This window comes from Paraburkholderia silviterrae (genome assembly GCF_004353915.1).
GTDB classification, from domain to species: Bacteria; Pseudomonadota; Gammaproteobacteria; order Burkholderiales; family Burkholderiaceae; genus Paraburkholderia; species Paraburkholderia silviterrae.
This window is the reverse complement of record NZ_SMRP01000050.1, coordinates 14,192-36,380: the sequence shown is the minus strand read 5'-3', so window position 1 is coordinate 36,380 and position 22,189 is coordinate 14,192. Positions and strand designations below refer to the sequence as shown.

Annotated in this window: 18 protein-coding genes and 1 pseudogene; 14 read left to right on the top strand and 5 right to left on the bottom strand. The window is 65.7% G+C overall.

The annotated features are described in order from the left end of the window. The first annotated feature begins 202 nt into the window (after window positions 1–202). From EYW47_RS38925 to EYW47_RS38895, 7 genes are all read left to right on the top strand, one after another. Entirely contained in the window at window positions 203–460 is a 258-nt protein-coding gene (locus EYW47_RS38925; protein WP_133200119.1) for an RNA-binding protein, read from the top strand. Window positions 461–1,375: 915 nt separating this feature from the next. Then, window positions 1,376–3,259: a DUF2138 family protein gene (locus EYW47_RS38920; RefSeq protein WP_133200118.1), complete on the top strand. Its 1,884-nt coding sequence runs from the start codon at window positions 1,376–1,378 to the stop codon at window positions 3,257–3,259. A 2-nt stretch (window positions 3,260–3,261) separates the two neighbouring features. Beyond that, complete coding sequence (locus tag EYW47_RS38915; RefSeq protein ID WP_133200117.1) at window positions 3,262–3,951, top strand: DUF1175 domain-containing protein; 690 nt, start codon at window positions 3,262–3,264, stop codon at window positions 3,949–3,951. Window positions 3,952–3,959: 8 nt separating this feature from the next. After that, window positions 3,960–8,873 (top strand): alpha-2-macroglobulin family protein, encoded by a 4,914-nt coding sequence (locus EYW47_RS38910; RefSeq protein ID WP_133200116.1) that lies wholly within the window; start codon window positions 3,960–3,962, stop codon window positions 8,871–8,873. A gap of 94 nt (window positions 8,874–8,967) precedes the next feature. Then, the gene (locus EYW47_RS38905) at window positions 8,968–10,665 is read left to right on the top strand and encodes a DUF2300 domain-containing protein (RefSeq protein ID WP_377785386.1); all 1,698 of its coding nucleotides are present in this window, start codon (window positions 8,968–8,970) and stop codon (window positions 10,663–10,665) included. 69 nt (window positions 10,666–10,734) lie between these two features. Then, on the top strand, window positions 10,735–11,556 hold the full coding sequence (locus EYW47_RS38900; protein ID WP_377785385.1) for a YfaP family protein: 822 nt from the start codon (window positions 10,735–10,737) through the stop codon (window positions 11,554–11,556). 35 nt (window positions 11,557–11,591) lie between these two features. Beyond that, window positions 11,592–12,398 carry a YfaP family protein gene (locus tag EYW47_RS38895; RefSeq protein WP_133200115.1) on the top strand — a complete coding sequence of 269 codons (807 nt, stop codon included), beginning with the start codon at window positions 11,592–11,594 and terminating at the stop codon, window positions 12,396–12,398. 43 nt (window positions 12,399–12,441) lie between these two features. Here EYW47_RS38895 and EYW47_RS38890 read toward each other — a convergent pair whose 3' ends face one another. Continuing rightward, entirely contained in the window at window positions 12,442–13,275 is an 834-nt protein-coding gene (locus EYW47_RS38890; protein WP_133200114.1) for an isocitrate lyase/PEP mutase family protein, read from the bottom strand. A 239-nt stretch (window positions 13,276–13,514) separates the two neighbouring features. On the opposite strand from EYW47_RS38890, the gene EYW47_RS38885 reads away from it, so the two are divergent. Both EYW47_RS38885 and EYW47_RS38880 read left to right on the top strand, forming a co-directional pair. Beyond that, a complete protein-coding gene (locus tag EYW47_RS38885; protein WP_133200113.1) occupies window positions 13,515–14,519 on the top strand; it encodes a LacI family DNA-binding transcriptional regulator in 1,005 nt (334 codons plus the stop codon). Between the two features lie 185 nt (window positions 14,520–14,704). Next, complete coding sequence (locus EYW47_RS38880) at window positions 14,705–16,489, top strand: IlvD/Edd family dehydratase (RefSeq protein ID WP_133200112.1); 1,785 nt, start codon at window positions 14,705–14,707, stop codon at window positions 16,487–16,489. 38 nt (window positions 16,490–16,527) lie between these two features. Here the strand turns inward: EYW47_RS38880 and EYW47_RS38875 are convergent, their stop codons facing one another. Further along, window positions 16,528–17,274, bottom strand: coding sequence for an IclR family transcriptional regulator (locus EYW47_RS38875; RefSeq protein WP_133200111.1), 747 nt, complete (start codon window positions 17,272–17,274; stop codon window positions 16,528–16,530). 100 nt (window positions 17,275–17,374) lie between these two features. On the opposite strand from EYW47_RS38875, the pseudogene EYW47_RS38870 reads away from it, so the two are divergent. Together EYW47_RS38870 and EYW47_RS38865 are read left to right on the top strand one after the other, a co-directional pair. After that, a pseudogene (locus EYW47_RS38870) lies at window positions 17,375–17,704 on the top strand (fumarylacetoacetate hydrolase); the annotation flags it as partial. A 227-nt stretch (window positions 17,705–17,931) separates the two neighbouring features. Then, entirely contained in the window at window positions 17,932–19,116 is a 1,185-nt protein-coding gene (locus EYW47_RS38865; RefSeq protein ID WP_133200110.1) for a pyridoxal phosphate-dependent aminotransferase, read from the top strand. A gap of 39 nt (window positions 19,117–19,155) precedes the next feature. On the opposite strand, the gene EYW47_RS38860 is transcribed toward EYW47_RS38865, so the two are convergent. Further along, on the bottom strand, window positions 19,156–19,389 hold the full coding sequence (locus EYW47_RS38860) for a hypothetical protein (RefSeq protein WP_133200109.1): 234 nt from the start codon (window positions 19,387–19,389) through the stop codon (window positions 19,156–19,158). 52 nt (window positions 19,390–19,441) lie between these two features. Then, window positions 19,442–19,906 (bottom strand): Lrp/AsnC family transcriptional regulator, encoded by a 465-nt coding sequence (locus EYW47_RS38855; protein ID WP_133200108.1) that lies wholly within the window; start codon window positions 19,904–19,906, stop codon window positions 19,442–19,444. Between the two features lie 136 nt (window positions 19,907–20,042). On the opposite strand from EYW47_RS38855, the gene EYW47_RS38850 reads away from it, so the two are divergent. Continuing rightward, window positions 20,043–20,669: a LysE family translocator gene (locus EYW47_RS38850; RefSeq protein ID WP_133200107.1), complete on the top strand. Its 627-nt coding sequence runs from the start codon at window positions 20,043–20,045 to the stop codon at window positions 20,667–20,669. A 131-nt stretch (window positions 20,670–20,800) separates the two neighbouring features. Here the strand turns inward: EYW47_RS38850 and EYW47_RS38845 are convergent, their stop codons facing one another. After that, entirely contained in the window at window positions 20,801–21,316 is a 516-nt protein-coding gene (locus EYW47_RS38845; protein ID WP_133200106.1) for a DUF1993 domain-containing protein, read from the bottom strand. Between the two features lie 286 nt (window positions 21,317–21,602). Between EYW47_RS38845 and EYW47_RS38840 the strand changes: the two genes are divergently transcribed. Continuing rightward, on the top strand, window positions 21,603–21,899 hold the full coding sequence (locus EYW47_RS38840) for a toxin-antitoxin system TumE family protein (RefSeq protein ID WP_165976809.1): 297 nt from the start codon (window positions 21,603–21,605) through the stop codon (window positions 21,897–21,899). Next, on the top strand, window positions 21,896–22,102 hold the full coding sequence (locus tag EYW47_RS38835) for a hypothetical protein (RefSeq protein WP_133200105.1): 207 nt from the start codon (window positions 21,896–21,898) through the stop codon (window positions 22,100–22,102). Before EYW47_RS38840 ends, EYW47_RS38835 begins: the two co-directional genes overlap by 4 nt. Window positions 22,103–22,189 lie beyond the last annotated feature (87 nt).

Sequence of the window (22,189 nt, the reverse complement as noted above, 5' to 3'; positions counted from 1 at the left end):
CGTCCAGAACCCCGGTGGCTCCGCAAGAGCACCGGGGTTCTGGCGTTTACGCGGCTGAAAAGCGCATAAAACACGCACGCCGCCAAAATGACTTCATCCGGCACATGGCCCATTTGGCGGCGCCATATTGCACTGCACACTATCATGAGCGCTTGAACGCCTACCCCGAACACCGAATCTCAACTTCGAAGTCAGGTGCGCCATGGCCGAATTGCTGCTTGGAAACGTCGAAGAAAGCGTTACCGACGAGGAGATCAACGCTTTTTTGCAGAAGTATGGCTTCCCGCCTTACGACAACATTAGCCGCATAGCGGGTACGGGCTCGCGTCCCGCCGCGCTGCTGCACTACGCCAACGTATCCGATGAAGTTTTGCGCGTGCTCCAACCGCGCGTGCACAACATGTTCTGGAACGACCGCACGATCAGCGTCCAAATACTGCCTGTGCGCGAAACCGACTGACTGCGTGGCTTCAGCACTGTGTATGGGCGCCGACTCTGCGCGAGAGGCGTATGCGCCTGGCGCAAACCAGGCGCCGTCCGCGTACTATCCGACACGCGATGTGTTGTGCGTCGTGAGGTGCTGTGGCGCGTCGATGATCTGCTCCGCCGCGCCAGTCGTGCCCCAGATAGGGGCGTCCGATACCGGTGTTATCCCGCCTGATGCGGCCGCCGGTGTGCTGGAGCCGCCACCGCCACCTCCGCATCCGGGCAAGGCACTTGGCAGCGTGGCCACTGCAGTTGCGCTCGCGAGGGCCATCAAGTTGCCGCGCGCAGTCGAGGCCGGTGCGCCCGTGGCGCGTGCGGGGGCGAAGCGATGGTCGTTCTTCTGCATTGTCGTGAATGATGCCTCCTGTTTTGTCTCCCTGACGAACTTGCTGTTCTTTCCGTCGTCTACGCGGTTTCGCAACGCATCGACCATGCGAAGACACAGCAACGCCTTGCCGAGCGGATTAGCCGGAATATGGACGGAAATTGGTGCTAGACAAAATATAAATTGTCAAGCGACATGGCCCAGATAGAGGCCCTGCGCACCTTGGCTTGGGAAGTTGATAGACGACATCACCTGGACTTGAGCAAGATGTAGCGACGACGGCCCAAGAGACGCGCGCATCGACTCAATTTGGCGCCTTGATCCTGGCCGTCGATAATGCATTACGCAATATGCATAACGATAAAATGTTAACAAATGCGAATATGTCGCGCGACCAGAATCATTCACGCCATTTATATGGCTTTTAAGGTAGTATTCCTGCCAACTGGAAATGGCTGATCGCAGAAAAAAGTTGGCGCGCGGCAAACAAACGGGCATGCGTTTTTTTAATTAGCGCAGCAGTGCGAAAGAAAACGAATATTCCAATTCAGGGCGATTGATTCGATGAAGTTAACGCGCAAAAAGGCCGCGCTAACCGCCGCGGTTTTAATCGTTGCCATAGTCGCCATTCAGGCGATTTGGCGTCCTTTCGGTGGGAGATCTGCGTTTCGATCTCACGAAGTCACTTTCGATATTCGCTATCCCGACGCAATTATCGACAGCGCGGCCCTTTCTCGTTTGCCGAGCGACATGATACGCGTGCCTTTGTTGCGCACGCTGCTGACACGCGATTTCGTCGATTATTACGAATCCAGTTCCACGCGTCTTTCCGCCGAAGGCGCCGTGCGGCGGCTTGCATTCGAGCACGATCTCGACTGGCGCGACGAACTCATCAAGCGCGTATTCGACGAACCCTCGCGCGTGCTGCTCTGGCGCTCTCCCGATGGCCGCCTCGGCTATTGGGTGATGACGATGCGCCGCAACGGCCTCGCGAAGCTGATGCAGGCCATCGGTAACGTGGCGGCCGGCGATAGCCAACTGAGCCAGGCGGCCACGCTCTCGGGCGACGTGCCGGTCTACGCGCTCAAGCTAGCGGTCGGCCATACGCTGCTGTTCGCGGCGAAGGGCGAGCGTCTCATCGTCATGTCGGAGCCCGGCATTCTGCTCGACGCCGACGGCAAGACCATCGGCGAGCGCGCCAAGGCGCTCGCGAAGATGCTCGACGACGGCGGCGACGATGCCCTGCGCACATATCGCCTCGAGAGCGCGCCCGCAGAGGTGAACGGGCATCGGCTGATTGTGTCGGTCAATTATCTTTCGTTCGGCTATCAGGCCTTTTTCTCGGGCCTCAATGCGCTGCGTTTCGACTTCGCCGCGTCGGGCAAGAGCGATGCGCAGGCGAGCGGCACATGGAGCACGGCGGTGCTGATCGATCCCGCTCGTCTGCCGCAGCACTGGGACAGCGCCGATCTGTGGCGCGCGTTGCCCGCCAACGCAGCGGCCTGCGCGAGCCTGCCGGTCGACTGGAACGATGCTGCCGATCTGCTCGACGAACTGGGCGATGGCGAGCAAGCCGCGTCGAAGGTCTTGCGCGAGCGCCTCGCTGGACCCGCGGGGGTGTGCTGGTACGCAAAATCGACGCTCGTGGCGCCCGTGTTCGTCGCGCGCCTCAAACCCGAGGCGGCGCAGGATCCGGCGCAACTTGCGGCAATCAAGGGAGCGCTTGCAAACGTTTTTGGTGACGCTATCGGCGCGTACGAAGCGAAGGCGGGCAACGAGGCGGGCTATCGGCGCTTGCCCGTGCAGACACGCGAGCCGAGCGCCGGCGTCACGCTCTGGACCCGCGCGGTGAGCGCGCGCTCGGGCACGGCGCAAAGTGCGGGCTCGCCATACGGGGCACAGTTGTCCGCGCCGCGCTACTTCCCGGTGACGCTCGCGCTCGCGCACGGCTACGTGGTGTTCTCGCCCGACGGGCGTCTCGTGGACGACACGCTCGCTGTGCTGGACAAGCGCTATCCGGCCATCGCTGACACGCTCTCGCCGCAGCGCCTGTCGACCACGGTCGTGTCGGTCATGCCATCCACTGCGGCGGCGCTCGTGGAGCGCGAGGCGGGCCGTGCGCTGCCGGCCGACCAGGAGGCGATCTTCCGCAATGCCGCGCGCACGCATCTGTTGCCGAAGCTGCACGCAGTGGCGAGTTATCCGCCGCTGGCGTTGAGCCTGCCGGACTCGCTGCCTTCGTCGGCGGGCTGGGTGCCGGTGGAGTGGCATGTCGAGACGCGTGCGAGCGTGGCGCCGCGCGGCGACGCGGCAGCAGGGCATCCGCTGGGCGCCGGCCCGAAAGACGCGGACAACGGCGCCGGCAACGCCGCCGCTGGCGACGCTGGAGCCGACACCGCGCAGAGCGCCGAAGACCAGCCGGCCCAGCCCGGCACGAGTGGCGACTGACTATGCGCCGCCGCTTTTTCCACCGATGCGCGGCGGCTGGCGTGACCGCACTCGGCGTGGCGCTTGCGGGCCCGGTGCGCGCGCTCATGCCAACGCAGGCCGCGCCCGACCCCGATGCGCTCACGCCCGAGCAATCGACGATATTTCGTGCGTGGTTCGTGCGCATCGTCGACCAGCAGATACGCCGCGGCCCCACGCCGCGCTGGACCCAGCGCGACTGCGCGGGTCTCGTGCGCTTTGCGGCCATGGAGGCGCTGCGCGAGCATGACGCGCGCTGGCTGAAGGCCAACGGGTTGAACAGTGCCGGTGACGCGAGCCGGCTGCCACCCGAGTTGCAACTGAGCCCACAGCAGCGCTCGCTCGCGAACCGCTGGACGCGCATCGACGGCAGTGTTGGCGCCTACGTCTCGGCCATTGCGCTCATACAACGCAACAGCCGCTTCGTTTCGCGCGACGTCAATCAGGCGCTGCCGGGCGACCTGCTGTTCTTCGATCAAGGCGACGACCAGCATCTGATGATCTGGCTCGACCGCTACATCGCCTATCACACGGGCACCGTCACGCCGACCGATAGCGGTCTGCGCGCCGTCGCCGTTTCCGACCTGATGCAATGGAAAGATTCCCGCTGGCAGCCGTTCGACGGCAATCCGAACTTCGTCGGTGTGTTTCGTTTCGCGTTTCTGACGCCATGAGTGCCGCCATGCAACGTCTGCTTCTTGTGCCGCGTTCCGCTGCGCTGCTTTTCTCGGGCGTTTCCAATGCGAAATTCTTCGCTCGCGCCCGGATTTCCGATGCGAAACGCAGCGCACATCGGCGCGCCTCGGTGCTGCCAGCAACGCTGATCGCGCTGTTCTCGCTGTGCTTCTGTCTGGGCGCGGCGCCCGCCTGGGCCGACGATGGCGAGAACGCCACGAGCGGCGAGAATGCCGCGCAGCAGAGCATCGACGCGAATTCCACGCTGGGTGCGCCGACGCCGAGCGGCTACGACAGCCAGGTCGTGCGGGGCCAGCCGTTCTTCCTGCTTTCCGATGCGAGCTTCGGCAGCAACCAGCTCGCGCAAGTGCGTCTGGAAGCGCCGGGCCGCGAATTCCAGTCGGAACTCGAAGGCTACGGCGGCGCCGATATCGTCGTCTACAAGGTGCCGAATGCGCTCGCGTTTCTCAAGGCGCAGAAGAACCTGCATCGCCTCAACATCAAGCCGAACTATCAGGGCGAGGGCCTCGCGAACACGCTCGCGTACCTGTGGGACCGCTGGCTCAGCGACGCGCGCCGCGCCTGGCAGCGCGTGCTTTCGTTCGCGACGCGCAGCAAGGTCACCGAGGCGAAGCCTGAATTCAAGCTCGGCGAGCAGCCGGGCGCGCCCACGCATTTCGAGCCTCAATCGCGCTTTGCGCCGCTGCGCGGCTACGAACTCGTCACGCGCTTTCGTTATCCGATCTGGAACGCGAAAACCATTCAGCCGCCCAAGGGCGTGAACCTCGCAGGCAGCAGCAGCAACTTCGTGGAGGCGTCCTCGGGCAACGTGATGATTCCGGTTGGCAAGCTGCCGCCGGGGCTCTATCTCGTCGAGGCGATGATCGGAAACTACCGCGCGCATACGCTGCTGTTCGTTTCCGATACGGTCGCGGTCGTGAAGGCGGCGTCGAGCGGCCTGCTCGTGTGGACCGCGCGGCGCGATAACGGCAAGCCGGTGCCCAACACCGACGTGAACTGGACCGACGGCGTGGGCGTGCTGCAAAGCGGCTCCACGGGCGCGGATGGCGCGCTGGTGCTCCAGCACGTCTCGCCCGAGCGCAGCTACGTAATCGGCAGCGATCCGCAGGGCGGCGTTTTCGTATCGGAAAACTTCTACTACGACAGTGAGATCTACAACACCAAGATCTACGCGGTGACCGACCGGCCGCTGTATCGTCCCGGTGATGCGGTCCACGTGAAGTTTATCGGCCGCACGTTCCAGAGCGCGAATCAGTCGACGCCCGCCGCGCCCGCGCAGCTCAAGCTCGACGTGCTCGATCCGAACGGCGCACCGATCGCGACGCGCAACGTGGATTTCGCATCGGAAAGCGGCGGCGAAGCGGCCTTCACGCTGCCATCGACCGCGCAGGGCGGTGGCTATACGCTGCGCTTCGACTACAACGGCGACAGCTACGGCGGTGCGTTCCGCGTGGCGGAGTATGTGAAGCCGCACTTCGACGTGAATCTCACGATGGACAAGTCCGACTACGCGACCGGCGACACGCCCAAGGGCAAGATCGCGTTGCGCTACCCGGACGGCAAGCCCGTGAAGAACGGCAAGGTGTCGGTCACGCTGCGCGGGCAGAAGGTGGCGATCGTGGACGGCGAGTTGCGCTATTCGGGCCTCTTTCCCGTGAAGCTCGAGCAGCAGGAACTCAAGACCGATAGCGACGGCAACGTCACGCTCACGCTGCCCGCCGCGAAGGAGCCGAGCCGCTACGCACTCACGCTGTTTGCACAGGACGGCGCCGCGTATCGCGTGCGCGTGACGCGCGAGGTACTGATCGCGCGCGGCGCGACGCCGTATCGCCTGAGCACGGCCAAGTCGTTCTCGCAGCCGCGCGAGCGCGTGACGTTCACGCTGGCGGCGCTCGCCAATGCCAATCTCAACTCTGGAGCCGACGCGATCAGCGCGGGCGTGCACAAGCCGGCGAAATGGGAATGGGTGCGACTCGAGTCGCAGACGAAAGCCGACGGCGCGCTGCCCGCTGCGGGCCCGGACGGTCGCGTGAGCTTCCCGCTGCAATTCGACGAACCGGGTTCGTACATGCTCTCGGTGAAGGACGACGCGGGCAACCTGCTCGCGGCGGCCAGCCACTGGGTGGCGGGAGACGGCTTGAAGGCGATCCCCGGCAGCGTCGAGATCGTGTTCGACCGCGATCGTTACCGGATCGGCGATACGGCCGAGGCGCTCATCACCTTCCCGTACGCCGTGGACGATGCGCTGCTCACGCTCGAACGCGACAGCGTGGAGGCGCGCGCACTGCTTTCGAAGGGCGCGGACTGGCTGAGCCTCACGCGCGTTGCACCCACGCAATGGAAAGCGCGCATCAAGGTCGGCCCCGAGTTCGCGCCCAACATGACGTTCTCGGTGCTCTACGTGCACGATGGCGAGTACGTGTTCCAGAACGCGGGCATCGTGGTCGCGAAGCCCTCGATCGATCTCGCTGTGAAGAGCGACAAGCCTGTCTACGGGCCGGGCGAGACCGTTACGCTCGATCTCGGCAGCACGCTCGCTGGCAAGGCGCAGCCCGCCCATCTCACCGTGAGCGTGGTCGACGAAATGGTGTACGTGCTGCAGCCCGAGATTGCGCCGGACATCGTGGACTTCTTCTATCACCCGCGCCGCAACAACGTGCGCACGACGTCGAGCCTTTCGTTCATCACCTACGACCTCGCGCTTTCCGCCATGCGCGGCGCGCCAGGCGGTCCGCAGCGCGGGCAGTACAACGAGCGCGGCGTGAAGGTGCTGGAGCGTCCACGCCGCGACGACATCGACACGGCGGCCTGGCAGGCCGATCTGCAGACCGATGCGAGCGGCCACGCACGCATGACTTTCCGCATGCCCGACGCACTCGCGCGCTGGCGCATCACCGTGCGTGCGATTTCCGCGGACGGCACCGTGGGGCAGCGCACCGCGTATGTGCGCTCGGATAAGCCGCTCTATCTGAAATGGAGCGGCCCTGCGAGCTTCCGCAGCGGCGACCAGCCGTCGATCGACATGCTCGCGTTCAACCAGGGCGCGTCCGATGTGGATGCGCAGTGGACGGTCAATGGCGCAGGCCTCGCGCTCGATCGCAAGGTGACGCTCAAGCCGGGTGCCAACTATTTGGCACTGCCGCGCGTCGCGCTCACACCAGGTCTCGTCGATGCGAGCCTGCGCGTGAACGGCAAAGAGATGGACCGTCTGCAGACTTCGGTGAGCCTTGGCGCGCCTGGCTGGCTCGATTTGCGTGAAATACCCGTCCCGCTCGACGCGAATCCGAAGCCGCTTGCGCTCGCACCCGACGCGCAGGACGTGCGCGTGCGTCTCGTGTCGAACAGCACGAGCCAGTTCGCGCGCGTGGCCGACGATCTCATTGCATACCCATACGGCTGCGCCGAGCAGACCTCGAGCCGCTTGATACCGCTCGCGCTCGCACACGACGCACTGGGCCACGATGCAGACGTCACGGCGCTGGGTGTCGCTGCGTCACAGAGCACGACGCAGGGCCTCGAGGCGCGTCTGCGCAACCAGCGCCAGCGGCTTGCGCTGCTTGCCGGCATCAACGGCGCATTCGGCTGGTGGGGCGATACCACGGGGGGCAGCGCGTTCATCACGGCCTATGCCTACTACGCGGACTGGCTCGCGAGCCGCAGTCTCGGCATCACGTTGCCGGACAGCAACTGGCAGCATGCGCTTGATATCTATCGCGACAACGGCGCGAAGGAGCCGCTGCTGCATCGTGCACTGGCGCTCTGGCTCTTGCAGCAGATGGGCTTGCCGGTGGCCACGCCCGTGTCGGGCGTGGCCGGGCAGCTCGCGCAGCAGGCATCGTCGATGTTCGATCAGGATGCCAAAGCAATGCGTGACGCATACGGCATGGAAGACAGCCTCGTGTTCGCCGCGCCCGACTCGCCGCGCGGCCTGCAAGCGGCCGTGGTGCTGACCGCGTACACGGCGCGGGCAACGAACGCGAGCCTGCCCGAAGGCTTCAGTGCGCTGGCCGCGCGCGCACGCGCATCGCTCATGACGAATCCCACGCCGCTGATCCAGAGCCTGCTGGCGATGGCCGGCGACGCGGGCACGCCCGTGGATGCCAGCGCTGTGCTTGCACAGAGCAGCGCATCGTATCCGACGGTCGACCGCGCGCTTACGCTGCTGTGGCTGCGCAAGGCGATGGCCGGTTCGCGTGCGGGCGACGCCGCGCAGCCGTTACCCGCGCTGCAAGGCAACGACTGGGCGCGCACGACGACGCCGACGGGCGCAACCCTCTGGAAGTGGACGGGCGCGGCGCTGCCGACCTCGCTTGACGTGGGCGGCGCACGCCCCGACGTCTCGGCGCTGGTTTCGTATCGCAGCCGTGCTGCCCAGGCGAGCCGCTTGCCCGTGAAGATCGGGCGCACGCTTTATCGGCTCGATCCGATCGCGCCGTCGAGCGACGCCGAAAAGCAGGCGGGCCGCTTCACGTTCGAGGCGCATCGCATGAAGGCCGGCGATACGATCGACAGCAACGCGCTCTATGTCGACGAAGTCACGCTCACGCCGCAGGACAGATCGGCGCTGCATTACGGCTTGCTCGACGTGCCGCTGCCGCCGGGCGGCTCCGTGGAGGCGACGAGCTGGGGCGTGAGCATTGCCGGGCTGCCCGGCGCGGGCGAGGGCGGCAGCGGTCCGCAGCCGTTCGCGCGCGCGGCCAGCTACGAGATGGGCGAGCTCAGCTATCACCAGCCCGTGCCCTTGCTCGATCGGCCCGTGGCGCTGCGCCAGCTTGTGCGCTTCGCCCTGCCTGGCACGTTCACGATGCCGCCCGCACGCTACTTCCGGATGTACCAGCCGGAGCAGAAGGCGTACGAGGGCGGCCGCAGCGACCGCATGGTCACGCTGCGCATCGAGTGAGGCCGGCGTGACGGTGCGTATTGTCGGGTGGAGCGCGGTGTTCGTCCTAGCCATTGCGCTTGCGGGCAATGCGCCGCGCCACGCGTATGCCACGGTGAGCGAGCACGCGGCGAGAACGCCGCCGGCTGTTGCGGCGCCGAAAGCATCGTCATTGGGCGGGGCAACGGCGTCGTCGGTGCTGCGCTTCGCGTGGTTGCGCGACGGCGACGCGCGGCTGTGGACATTCGATGCTGCCGCCGAGGCCGGCGCGCCGGGTGCGGGTGCGCCATTGCCGCCGACGCTCGATACGCAACTGGGCAGCGTCTGGAAGCTGTTCGTTTACGCCTATCTCGTCGACCGGCGGATCCCCGCACCCGACTATCAGTGCGACGGGGGCGACCGTGAGGAGGTGTACTGCTGCATGACCGGCGGCCACATCGACCGCGACCGCGCGCTGGTGCAGTCTTGCGGCCTCTTTTTCGATCCGCACAGATTGCAGCTCGATCCCGTGGGGTGGCGCCAATACTGGCGCGCCCTGAAGGCGCCGGCCTGGCTGCTGGATCTCTACGCGCTGCGCCCGGAGCGCCGTGTGCGCGTGGACGACCTGCTCAAGGCCTTGCAGGCCGTGCCCTCGCGCGCCCGCGACGACACGGCGAGCACGCTGGTCTCGGTCGTCACGAGCGGGCGCGGCGAGGGCACCGTCGCGCTCTACGGCAGCCTGCTGCGGGCCAAGACGTGGAGCATGCCCGATCCATCGAACCCCGGTGGCTACGCGGGCGGCGCGGCGGGCTGGCTGGCCGATGGCACGCCGGTCTGGCTAGGCGGGCGCGGGGGCAGCGTGCGCGTGCTGGCCGCCGCGGCGCCGCGCATTGCGCCACTGGTCGCGCAGAGCGCCGTGCCCGACGACCGCGCTTGTGTGATTGTCGATTTCTTTTCTCGTTATCCGATCCGAAACGTAATCGAAACGCGCGCGGGCGGCCGGCCCGCGCAACCCGGCCTGCTCGACGGCAGCTTCAGCGTGGGATTCGAGAACGGCAACCGGCTGCCCATCGAAAGCCGTGGCGAACTGCTGCTCGATCGCGACGAGACCGGCAAGCCGCGCATCGTTGGGCGCTTCGGCATGAACGACTACGTCGCGCGCGTGGTCGAGCGCGAAGGCGACACGGCGCAGCCGCAAGCGGCGCGCGCGCTCGCGGTGGCGGCGCGCAGTTATCTCGTGCAGAACGCCGGCCGCGAGCGCGGCTGCTACCGCATCGACGACAGCAGCCGCACGCAGCGCGTCTTGCCGCGCGCACCGCGAGCCGCATCGCGCAACGCCGCCGATTTCACCGACGGCCTCGTGCTCGCAGGCGTGCCCGTGCAGTTTCATCACGACAAGGCCGCGCCCGGCCAGATGAGCTGGCTCGACGCGAAGGCCGCCGCGCAACTGGGCCTCACGTTCGATGCGATTCTCGCGCGCAGCTGGCCGCAGGCCACGCTTACCGCGTTCACGAGCCCGCTCGCGGGCGACTGCGAGCCGGTGGCGGGCGCGCGCGACTGGCTGGGCCGCGAGGCGCCGGTCTGGGCGCGGCGCCTCGCGGGGGAGGCGGGTTACGAAGAACCCGAGTTGCCGGCCGTCTGCGAGGTGACGACGGGCCGCCCCTATGCCGACGCCGGGCGCAACCGCGTCTATATCCGCCGCCTGCGCTCCGACGACGATCGCATTGCGCTCGCACACGAGTATCTGCATCTCGCGTTCGCGCACCATCCACGCGGGCAGGACGAGGCGTTTATCGAGCAGACTGCGCGCAAGCTGATCCTCACAGGAAGCTGAATGACCATGAAAGCGCTCGTGCAACAGCGATTGGTGACGATTGGCAAGCCCGGTGCCGCACTGCAGCGCATGAGTGCACGTGTGCTCGCGATGGCGGGTGCCGCCGCGCTTGTGTGTGCACCTGCACACGCGGCTGGCGATGCGGCGGATTCCAGCACACTCGCGCGCCTCACCGGCGCGTTCAACGGCTGGCGTCACAGCGGTCTCACGAACGAGGGTGAGCAATACGTGGCGGCGTATCCGCGCCCGCCCGTCGATCGCGGCGCGCAGCGCTTTCGCACGCTGATCGAAGGCCAGCTCAACCATGTCGATCCGCACGCGCGCCGCCCGCCCATGCTGGTTGTGAACGGCAATCCCACGCCGCTCTATACCGACGAGCAAGGTTTCTTCGCGCGGCCCTGGGCATTTGGCGCGGGCTCGAACAGCATTGAGATCATTTCGCCCGATGGCACGAAGCACCAACGCATGCAGTTCTACGAGGCGGATCGCAGCAAGCCGCAGGCCAGGCTGCGGGCGATCGTGACGTGGGACGACCCGCACGCGCAAGTCGATTTGCACGTGATCACACCAGGCGGGCTGCACGCCTTCTTTGCGAATCCGACCCTCGAGGACGGCAGTGGCTTCGACGTGGATTCCGTCGATGGCGCCGGGCCGGGCATATTCTCTTCGGCGGCGCCGGAGCATGGCACCTGGCTGTTTTTCCTCAATTACTGGGGCAATTTCGATTCGACGGGCTACAACTTCGATCCCGCTGCGCACGATCGCGACGTGATCACCGCCACCCTCACGCTCGTGTTCAACGAGAACACGCCAAACGAGCGTCGCGAAACGCGCGTGGTGCCGTTGCGCAAGATCGGCGACCTCGTGCTCGTGGAGAGCGAGCGGCTTTGAGCTCCAATATCTATAGGACGACCAGGCGAACCAGCATGAATGCGATCCAGCTCCATCGTTGTTTCTCGCGCGACGCTCTCGTGGGCTTCGCGCTTGCGCTTGGCGCCTTCACGAGCGCCGCGCACGCCGACACCGTCGACTTCACCGCGCCGCTGAACGGCTGGCGCAATTCGGCTGGGGACCAGGCGCGCTATACGCAGGACGTCCACTATCCCGCGGTGGCCGTGAGCACGCCGGAAGGCCAGTCGGTCAACGCGCTCATCGCGGGGCATATCAAGGCCGCACCCAAGGCGAGGCCGGGCACCTCGGTGGGTACGCTCGTGGTGAACGGCACGCCCATGCCACAGCGCATCGAGGAGGACGGCACGTTCTCGCGGCCGTTCGCGTTCGGCGCGGGCAGCAACGGCGTGGAACTGCGCACGGCGGACGGCACGCGCAAACGCGTGCAGTTCTACGATGCCTACACGGGCAAGACGCAGGCACGCCTGCGCATCGTGCTCGCATGGGACACCGACGGCACGGATCTCGACCTGCACGTGGTGTCGCCCGACGGCGTGCATACGTTCTACGCCGACCGCGTGGCGCCAAACGGCGGCGCGCTCGACGTGGACGTGACGACGGGCTATGGCCCCGAGATCTATTCGAGCGCCGCGCCGCTGCACGGCACGTATCTCGTCTACGTGAACTACTACGGCAACGGCAACAGCGGCAGCGACATGACGGTGGCACAAGTGACCATCATTACCGACGAAGGCACGCCGAACGAAAAGAGCGAGACAGTGCGCGCGCCCATGCGCAAGCCGGGCGAGTTGACACTCGTGAAGCGCTTCGTCATCCCTTGAGGGCCACTGTCGGCACGTGCCAAACGCGGCATCGTCGATATAATCAGGAAGGATTCCTGAACAGATCGTTGAGCTGATTGCCGGGCGCCGCGTTGACGAAGCCATCGAAGCGGCCTTGCACGAGCGTCTCCACGGCGCGCATGAGGCCCCCCCACGCTGAGCGGGCCAGCGCGCCGCCCACGCTCACGCGCCGCACGCCCATTGCCGCGAGATCCTGCAGCGTGAATTCCGAGGCCGAGCCGATCAGCACGTTGACGGGCTTGGGCGCCACGGCCGCAACCACGGCAACAATCTGCTCGCGCGTGTGGATGCCGGGCATGTAGAGGCAGTCCGCGCCCGCCGCGGCATAGGCCTTGATGCGCGCAAGCGCATCGTCGAAATCGGGCTCGCCAGTGAAGAAGTTTTCCGCGCGCGCCACCAGCAGCGTGTCGCCGCCGCGTTCGTCGATGGCGCGCCGCGCGGCCTTCACGCGCTCGATCGCGACCTCCAGCGGGAACAGCGGCGCGGCCGGGTCGCCGGTCGAATCCTCGATCGAGAGCCCTGCCACGCCCGTGTCCACTGCAAGGCCCACGCTTTGCGCGACCCCCGCCGCATCGGTGCCGAAACCGTTCTCGAAGTCCGCGTTGATGGGCAAGCCGGTGGCGGCGACCATCTCGCGCAGATGCGCGAGGATGGCCTCGCGCGGCAGCGAATTATCCGCGTGGGCGCGCGACCATGCAAAGCCCGAACTGGTCGTGGCGAGCGCCTTGAAGCCGACGCCCTCGAGATAGCGGGCGCTACCCGGGTCCCAGGGATTGGGCAAGAGGAAGCAGCCGGAAGCATGCAAGGCGCGGAACGCGGCGCGTTTTTCCGCGACGCTGCGTGGCGAAGAGGGCATGGCGTGTCTCCAGGATTGGGCGGGCCGACATGGTGGCGCTGCGCTCGCGTCGCGCGTGGGAAGCGTGGGCATTGGCGGCGAGGCCGGTCAGCGTGCATTGTGCTCCTGCGCGCGCCGCCGCGCTCTCGCGGTGCCGCGCCAGGCGCACGCGCCGCGCCCGCTATCATATGCACTGTCCCCAATCCAATTAATTTCCCCCGATGACCAGGCCCCCCGCTTCGAAACCCACGCCGCCGCGCATGTCCGATGTAGCCAGCCTCGCAGGCGTGTCGAAGATGACGGTCTCGCGTGTGCTGGCGGGGCAGAGCGCCTCGGAGGCCACGCGTGAGCGCGTGCAACATGCGATCGACGAATTGGGCTACGTTGCCGATGCGGCGGCGGGCGCCCTGTCTTCCGGCCGCTCGTCGTTCGCCGCGGTGCTGGTGCCTTCGCTATCGAGCTCGAACTTCTCGGACACCGTGAGCGGGCTTACCGCCGTACTGGAGCCGCACGGGCTCGAGTTGCTGATCGGCGACACGGATTATCTGCCCGAGCGAGAGGAGCGCATCGTCCGCCAGATGCTGCGTCATCAGCCGCGCTGCATCGCGCTCACGGGCTCGCAGCACACCGCCGCCACGCGCACGCTGCTCGAGCGCTCCGGCGTGCCCGTCGTCGAGATGTGGGAGCTGCCCGCGGCGCCTGTCGACATGACGGTCGGGTTCTCCAACGTGAGCGCCGCGCGCGAAATGGTGCGCTATCTGGCGGATAAGGGTCATCGGCGCATCGCTTTTCTCGGCGGGGCGAGCGAGCTGGACCGGCGCGGCATCGACCGGCTGAAGGGCTATCAGCTCGAAGTGAAGGCGCTCGGATTTGGCGAGCCGCGCGTTGTGCGTCTGGGCGACTCGCCCATCACCATGAGCCACGGCGGCCCCGCCATGGCGGCGCTGCTCGAGCGCTGGCCCGACACTCAGGCGGTGATGTGCGTGAGCGACATGTCAGCGTTCGGCGCGATCATGGAGTGCCAGCGGCGCGGACTCGTGGTGCCCGACGACATCGCCGTGGCGGGCTTCGGCAACTTCGAGATCTCGGCGTGCTGCCATCCGACCATCACGACGGTCTCGGTGGACGCCTACGGGATCGGCCGCCGCGCGGGCGAGGCGCTGCTCCGCGCGCTCGCCGCCGACGCAGGCGAGCGTGGCGCGCACGCGCACCGCACCGCAAGGACGCGCATTCACTACGCCGTGGTGCCGCGCGAAAGCGCCTGAAATGGCCGCCTGCGCCAGCGGGCGCGTGAACTTTCGATTTCCCTGCAAAAGCCCTTTGATGGCATAGTCTTTGTGACTTGAAGCGCCGAAGGCCCATGCCAAGATTCGATTGTTACCGATAACAATGTGCCGCCGGCAGCATGAAAAAGGGACCCAGGCAGGTCCCAAACAGGAGACACCGCATCATGAGCCAATCTCTCCCGCGCCGTTTGCGCAGCCAGGAATGGTTCGACGATCCCTCGCACGCGGACATGACCGCGATCTATGTCGAACGCTTCATGAACTACGGCCTCACGCGCGAAGAGCTGCAGTCGGGGCGGCCGATTATCGGCATCGCGCAGACGGGCAGCGACCTTGCGCCCTGCAACCGCCATCACATTGCGCTCGCGGAGCGCGTCAAGGCGGGCATTCGTGACGCGGGCGGCATTCCGATGGAATTCCCGGTGCACCCGCTCGCAGAGCAGAGCCGCCGCCCCACGGCCGCGCTCGACCGCAATCTTGCGTATCTGGGCCTCGTCGAAATCCTGCACGGCTTTCCTCTCGATGGCGTCGTGCTCACGACGGGCTGCGACAAGACCACGCCCGCGTGCCTGATGGCCGCTGCCACGGTCGACCTGCCTGCCATCGTGCTCTCGGGCGGCCCGATGCTCGACGGCTGGTATGAAGGCAAGCGCGTGGGCTCGGGCACGGTGATCTGGCACGCGCGCAATCTGCTGGCGGCAGGCGAGATCGACTACGAAGGCTTCATGGCGCTCACCGCGGCTTCGTCGCCGTCCATTGGGCACTGCAACACGATGGGCACCGCGCTCTCGATGAATTGCCTTGCCGAAGCGCTCGGCATGTCGCTGCCCGGTTGCGCGAGCATTCCGGCCGCGTACCGCGAGCGCGGGCAGATGGCGTATGCCACTGGCAAGCGCGCCGTCGACCTCGTGCGCAACGATGTGCGCCCCTCGCGCATCATGACGCGTGAGGCGTTCGAGAACGCGATCGTGGTGGCTTCGGCGCTGGGCGCGTCAACCAATTGCCCGCCGCACCTGATTGCGATTGCGCGGCATATGGGCGTCGATCTATCGCTCGAAGACTGGCAGCGTCATGGCGAGCAGGTGCCGCTCCTCGCGAACACCATGCCGGCGGGCGAGTACCTGGGTGAGAGCTTCCACCGCGCGGGCGGCGTGCCGGCCGTACTGCGCGAGCTCGATCGCGCGGGTCTTGTGCGGCGCGCTTGCCAGACCGTCTCGGGCAGCACGATCGGCGAGATTGCAGATACCGCTCCCGCGGCGGACCACGACGTGATCCGTTCCTGCGACGACCCGCTCAAGCATGGAGCGGGTTTCATCGTGCTTTCCGGCAACTTCTTCGACAGTGCCATCATGAAGATGTCGGTGGTGGGCGAGGCGTTTCGCAAGACGTATTTGAGCGAGCCAGGCGCGCCGAACGTGTTCGAAGCACGTGCCGTCATATTCGACGGCCCCGAGGACTATCGCGCGCGTATCAACGATCCGTCGCTGCAGATCGATGAGCGCTGCATGCTCGTGATTCGCGGTTGCGGCACGGTCGGCTATCCAGGCAGCGCCGAAGTCGTGAACATGGCGCCGCCGGCCGAACTGATCAAGCGGGGGGTGACCTCGCTGCCGTGCATGGGCGACGGACGCCAGAGCGGTACCTCGGCGAGCCCCTCGATTCTCAACATGTCGCCGGAAGCCGCGGTGGGCGGCGGTCTTGCGTTGCTGCGCACGGATGACCGCATCAACGTCGATCTCAACGCGCGTCGCGTAGAAGTGCTGATCGATGCAGACGAGCTCGAACACCGCCGCACGCAGGCCGATTTCCAGGCGCCGCCGTCCCAGACGCCATGGCAGGAGCTTTACCGCAGGACGGTCGGACAGCTTTCGACGGGCGGTTGCCTCGAACCGGCCACGCTCTATCTTCGTGTGATCGCGCAGCGCGGTGAGCCGCGCCATTCGCACTGAGCAACCTTGCGCGCCAGACTATGTGGGCGCGCCGGTGCTTAGAGCGTCTTGCCGATGCGATGCGCCATCTCCACGATGGCGATCGCCATGCGCTTTTCACGGCGCGCGTCGAGCCGCTCGAGCGGCAGGCTCGTGCTGACCGCGACGCGCTTGCCGAGCACGGTTACGCCGACGAACGCCGCAAAGCAAGCGAGGCCAGCGGTGACTTCTTCGCGCTCCTGGGCGAGCCCCGAGCGGCGGATCGAGGCTAGCGCCTGCAGAAGATCCTGCCGGCGCGTAAGGGTACGGCCCGTGACGGCAGCAAGCTGCTTCGGCAACAGGCCTGTTACTTCGTCATCCGAAAGACTGGCGAGCAATGCCTTGCCGAGTGCGCAGCAATGCGCCGGCAGGCGCGAGCCGAGATCGGAGACGAGCCGCACGGGCCGCGCGGCGTCTTCGCGAGCGATATAGACCACCTCGGCACCGTCGAGCACGGCGAGCTGCACCACCTCGTTGTGAATGGAAACGAAGGTTGCCGCTTCATGACGGAACGCTTCCTGCAACTGGTCGTGGCGCACATAGGCGCTGCCGAGCTCGAACAGCGTCACACCGATGATGTAGCCATCCGCGCGCTTTTCTATCCAGCGCCGACGCTCCAGTGAATCGAGTATCAGATAGAGCGTGCTGCGCGAAAGGCCGGTTTGCTCCGCAATGGCGGCGGCGCGTACCGGTGCCTGGGCGTGCGCCAGCACGTCGAGAATGTCATGGATGCGCTTGAGCGCGGGCACTTCGTAGGCGGCAGGCATGGCTCGTGAATCGATTCGATCTCCAACAGGTTGGAAATACTAGCACCAGGTTGGACAGTGCGCTCGGGCGCTCCTACGATCGATGTGCTTTATCCCATGCGACGACGGTTTCGTGCTCGATGGCGTGAGCCATATGCGCGAAATCAGCCGCGACCCGCAGCAGCTCGTCGAGCAGACCTGTGGTGCGCATCATCAATACCCAGACGGGTTCATGCTGTTCCTCGGCACGATGTTCTCGCCGATCCAGGACCGCGACGCAGCGGGCTCGGGCTTCGCGCATCAAATTGGCGACGTCGTGACGATCTCGGCGCCGCAACTGGGCGCACTCGTCAACACGGTGAACCTGTGCGAGGAGATGGCGCCGTGGACATTCGGCGTGCGCGCGCTCTACGCGAATCTTGCCGCGCGCGGGATCGCGCCCGCTGCGTGATTTTTTCCGAACGGAAACCGGAAGTGGTGCCGGGGTTTCCGTTCGGAAATACCTGCACGCTATTTTTCCCCGAACCCTTTCCTTGGTATCGTTGTGTCCACGCCGTTCGGCGCTGCGATTTGCGCGTCGTGCGAATGCGCATCGAGCAATGAGCGCGGATTGAACACGAATCGACGCAGGCGGCGTTTCATCGACGCCCGCCGTGCCGTCACAGGGAGTCGCGGACGATGAAATATTCGAATCTGGTGGAGCGCTTGCAGGGGCGGCGCACGTCGGCGTGGGAGATCCATCACGCCGCGCAACGGGCGGCGGGGCGTGGCGAGGACGTGATCGTCCTGAGCGTGGGCGACCCGGACTTCGCGACCCCTGAGCCAGTCGTCGAGCGCGCCGTGGCGGCGTTGCGCGCGGGCGATACGCATTACACGGCCATCATGGGCCGCGAGCCTTTGCGCGAAGCCATTGCGCGGCTGCACGCGGCGGCTGGCGCGCGCGAAGTGACTGCGCAGAACGTGATCCTGTGCGCGGGTGCGCAGAACGGGCTGTTCGCCGCTTCGCTATGCCTGTGCGAGGCGGGCGACGAGGTGCTCGTACCGGAGCCGATGTACCTGACCTACGAGGCCGCAATTCGCGCATCGGGCGCGACGCTCGTGCCGGTGCCCGTCGATCCGGACAACGGCTTTCACCTCGATTGCGACGCGCTCGAAGCGGCGGTCACGCCGCGCACGCGGGCGATTTTCTTCGCCACGCCGTGCAACCCGACCGGCGCGGTGATGCCGCGTGAGCACCTCGAGCGCATCGCTCAACTCGCAAAGCGTCACGATCTCTGGGTCGTTTCCGACGAGGTCTATGCCGATCTCACTTTCGAGCGCCAGCATGTGAGCATCGCGTTGCTTGACGGCATGGCACCACGAACGGTCACCCTCGGCAGTCTTTCGAAATCGCATGCGATGCCGGGTTGGCGTATCGGCTGGGTGATTGCGCCGGAAACCTTGATCGGCCATCTGGGGCGGCTCGCGCTGTGCATGTTCTATGGCTTGCCCGGCTTCATCCAGGAGGCCGCGCTGACGGCACTGGAGCAGCGCGAGCAGATCGTCGCGCAAATGCGCGCGATCTACCGGCGCAGGCGCGATCTCGTCTATGCGCGCCTGAGCGGCGTGCCGGGGTTGCGATGCCTGCTGCCGGAAGCCGGCATGTTCATGATGATCGACGTGCGCGGCACCGGCCTCGATCCGCATGCCTTCACATGGCAGCTGTTCGAGGCGCAAAAGGTGTCGCTGCTCGACGCGAGTGCGTTTGGCGAAACGGCAAGCGGCTATGTCCGCTTCGGCTTCGTGGTCGATGACGCGCGGCTCGTCGAGGCCTGCGAGCGGATTGTGGCCTTCGTCCGGCAACTGCCCGGCACTGGACGCTAGCTCCGTTTCTTCGCGCAATTCGCGCGCGGCTCAAGTGCCTCAGCGATTGCCATCGAACAGGTCGTTGAGCATTTCGTCGAAGGCCGCCTGGGCGTCTTCGAGCTCCTGCAGCGCGGCGTCAAATGTCTGCAGCGCGAACTGCGAGGGCCGGCCTTCGCCCTGTGGCGGAAACTGCATCTGCAAGGCGGCGAACGCCGTCTTGACGCGTTGCGTTGCGCTCAGCACGCGATCCATCGCGGCGGCTTCTTCGGCTCGTGCCTGTTCTGGGTTCATCGAAAGCTCCGGTTAGAGAAGAAGAGAAAAGAGTATGGCGGGGCGGGGGCGCTCACGGCAGAGGCAGCCGGCCCTCGGACTTCACGGCGCGCAGCGACAACGCCGATTCGACCGCCGTGACGCCCGGCAGGCTGCGCAATTCGTCGCGCATGAAGGTGCCGTAGTCGTCGAGGTCGCGCGCCACGATCATCAGAATATAGTCCGCCGTGCCGGCCACGTTGTGGCACGAGAGAATCCGCTCGATCGCGCACACTTCACGCTCGAAGCGGTCTGCCAGCGCCCGGTCGTGCACGGCGAAGCGCACTGAGACATAGGCGAGCACGCCGTAGCCGAGCGCACGCCGCGAGAGCATGGCCCGGTAACGCTCGATATAGCCGTCCTGCTCGAGCCGCTTGAGGCGGCGGGCGCAAGGCGTTTCGCTCAAGCCGACGGTTTCGGCGAGCCGCGCGATCGGCATCCTGCCGTCCGCCTGCAATGCGCCGAGGATCGCACGGTCGAGTTTGTCGAGGTCGCTCATGTCGTGGAGTGGTTTTCCGGTTCCAATGATGGAATTTTAGGGCATTCCGCTTCAAATTGAAGGGTTATCCACAAAAAACGTCAGAATTCGCTCCAGCATTGGCGGCAACATAGAGCCTCTTTCAAACGAGGCCAACATGATTTCCGCCCACCTGCTGTTGATGTTCATTGCCGCTCTGATCGTCGTCTCCGCATTGCCGGGCGCGGACATGGCGCTGGTGATGCAGACCAGCATGAGCCGCGGTGCACGCCGCGGTTTCGCGGCGGCCTGCGGCCTTGCGCTCGCGCGCGCCACGCACGTCACGCTCTCGGCGTGCGGCCTCGCGGCACTGTTGCATAACGCGCCCTGGCTATATGAGGTCGTTCGCTATGCGGGCGCTGTGTATCTGACGTGGATCGCCGTGCAGATCTTTCGTGCACCGGTTTTTGCCTTGCCCGAGCAGGCGGGCGCGGCGGCCGAGCGTCCGCTGCGCGCGGACTTCTTCAAGGGCCTGCTGACCAACTTGCTCAATCCGAAGGCGCTGCTGTTCTGCTCGGTACTGCTGCCGCAGTTCATCCGCCCCGAGTTGGGCTCGGTCTGGTTGCAGGTGATCGAACTGGGCATCCTGCTCGTGATCGTGTGTGCGCTCTTCGACGTGATCTATGTGCTGGGCGCGGCGCGCATCGCCGTGTGGCTGCGCCGCCATCCGCTCGCGCAGACCGTGCAGAAGTGGGCATTTTCGTCGGCGCTGATCGGCTTCGCGGTGCGGCTCTCACTCGATTGATTCGATGCGCTTGACCCGGCGCAATCGCTAAATGGCCCGCCGCGCACATGCGGCGGGCCGCGGTGCGTCACACGTTGTTCGTGCGACGCCTGGCGCCGGCCTGGTGAGCGAAGGCCGCGCGCCCAGCCGTTTTACGCGTTCGGCTTGCCGCCCAGATAGTCCTGCTTGCCCAACTCGACGCCGTTGTGGCGCAGGATGTCGTACGCCGTCGTCACATGGAAGTAGAAGTTGGGCAGCACGAAAGCCAGCAGATAGTTCTGGCCCGTGAACTCGATCGGGCCCGAGCGCATCTTCAGCGTGATGCTCTTGCCTTCTGTGCCGTCGATCTGCTCGGGCTTGAACGTATTCAGATAATCGATCGTCTTCTGGATACGCGCATGCAGGTCGTCGAAGCTCACTTCCACATCTTCGAATTTCGGTGCATCCACGCCCGCGAGGCGCGCGGCGCAGCCCTTCGCCGTGTCCGTGGCAATGTGAATCTGGCGCGCGAGCGGCAGCATGTCGGGGAACAGCCGTGCTCCGGTCAGCACCGAGGGATCGATCTGCTTTTCAGCCGCGTGTGCCTGTGCCTTGCCGATGATGGTCTGCAGGTTGGCGAGGCCGCGCACGAGCACGGGCACCGAGGCTTGATACATGGTGATGGACATGAGAAATCCTCGTTTCTTTGAATGGGCACGCCGGACTCCGGAGCGGAGATTGGCGGGCGGCTCATTATGCGCCATCGGTTTTACCGCCGCCATTGCCTGAACGGCCGATCTTGCGGCGGCGCCAGGGTCTCTGCTCTCATCGGGGCATGTTCCCACGAAAGAACGCCAGCGCGCATCAAGCCGTGCAATGCGCGATTGCCCTGCCGAGAGCGTTCTTTGCCCTGAACGAGGAGAATCAAATTGAGACCTGCTCGATACGGTATATGCAAATATGGCGTGAGGTATCATGGCTGAACGGAAAGTCCATGACGCGCGCCACATCATCGCGAAACGCCGTGGCAATGGCGAATTGCGACGCGAAGTGTGGGTGAACGAGAGAGGTTGGGTAACGCGCTACAACCTGGCCTACATCAATCACAATATCTATCAACGCGATAACGGCAGGGTCATTGGTTACGACAACGCGCACGGCTACCATCATCGACACTACTTTGGAAATGTAGAGGCGGTGGGCTTCGTGAGCTTTGAAGACATCGAGGATCAGTTCACGCGTGACTGGACCGCATTGAGGCACACACCATGAGCAAACTGCATTTTGGGCCCGGGACGGAAGCGGATTTTTTTGCAAGCGGCAAGCGCGTAGCACGTGGTGCCGATCGCGGAGAAGCCCTGGTCGAAACTCGGGCATTGACGTTCGAAGATCCCGCTGACGCAGTACAGCTGCTGACCGAAGCTCGCATCGGCGTATTTCGGGCGATTGAGGCCCATTCCGTTCGATCGAGGTAATCGTTCTCCGATCGCGTTGCGCCTGCAATGCGGTCAAGCGTGATGTGAGCCTGCGGCCAGCGGGGTAGTTGTTTCGGTCGAGAGCGT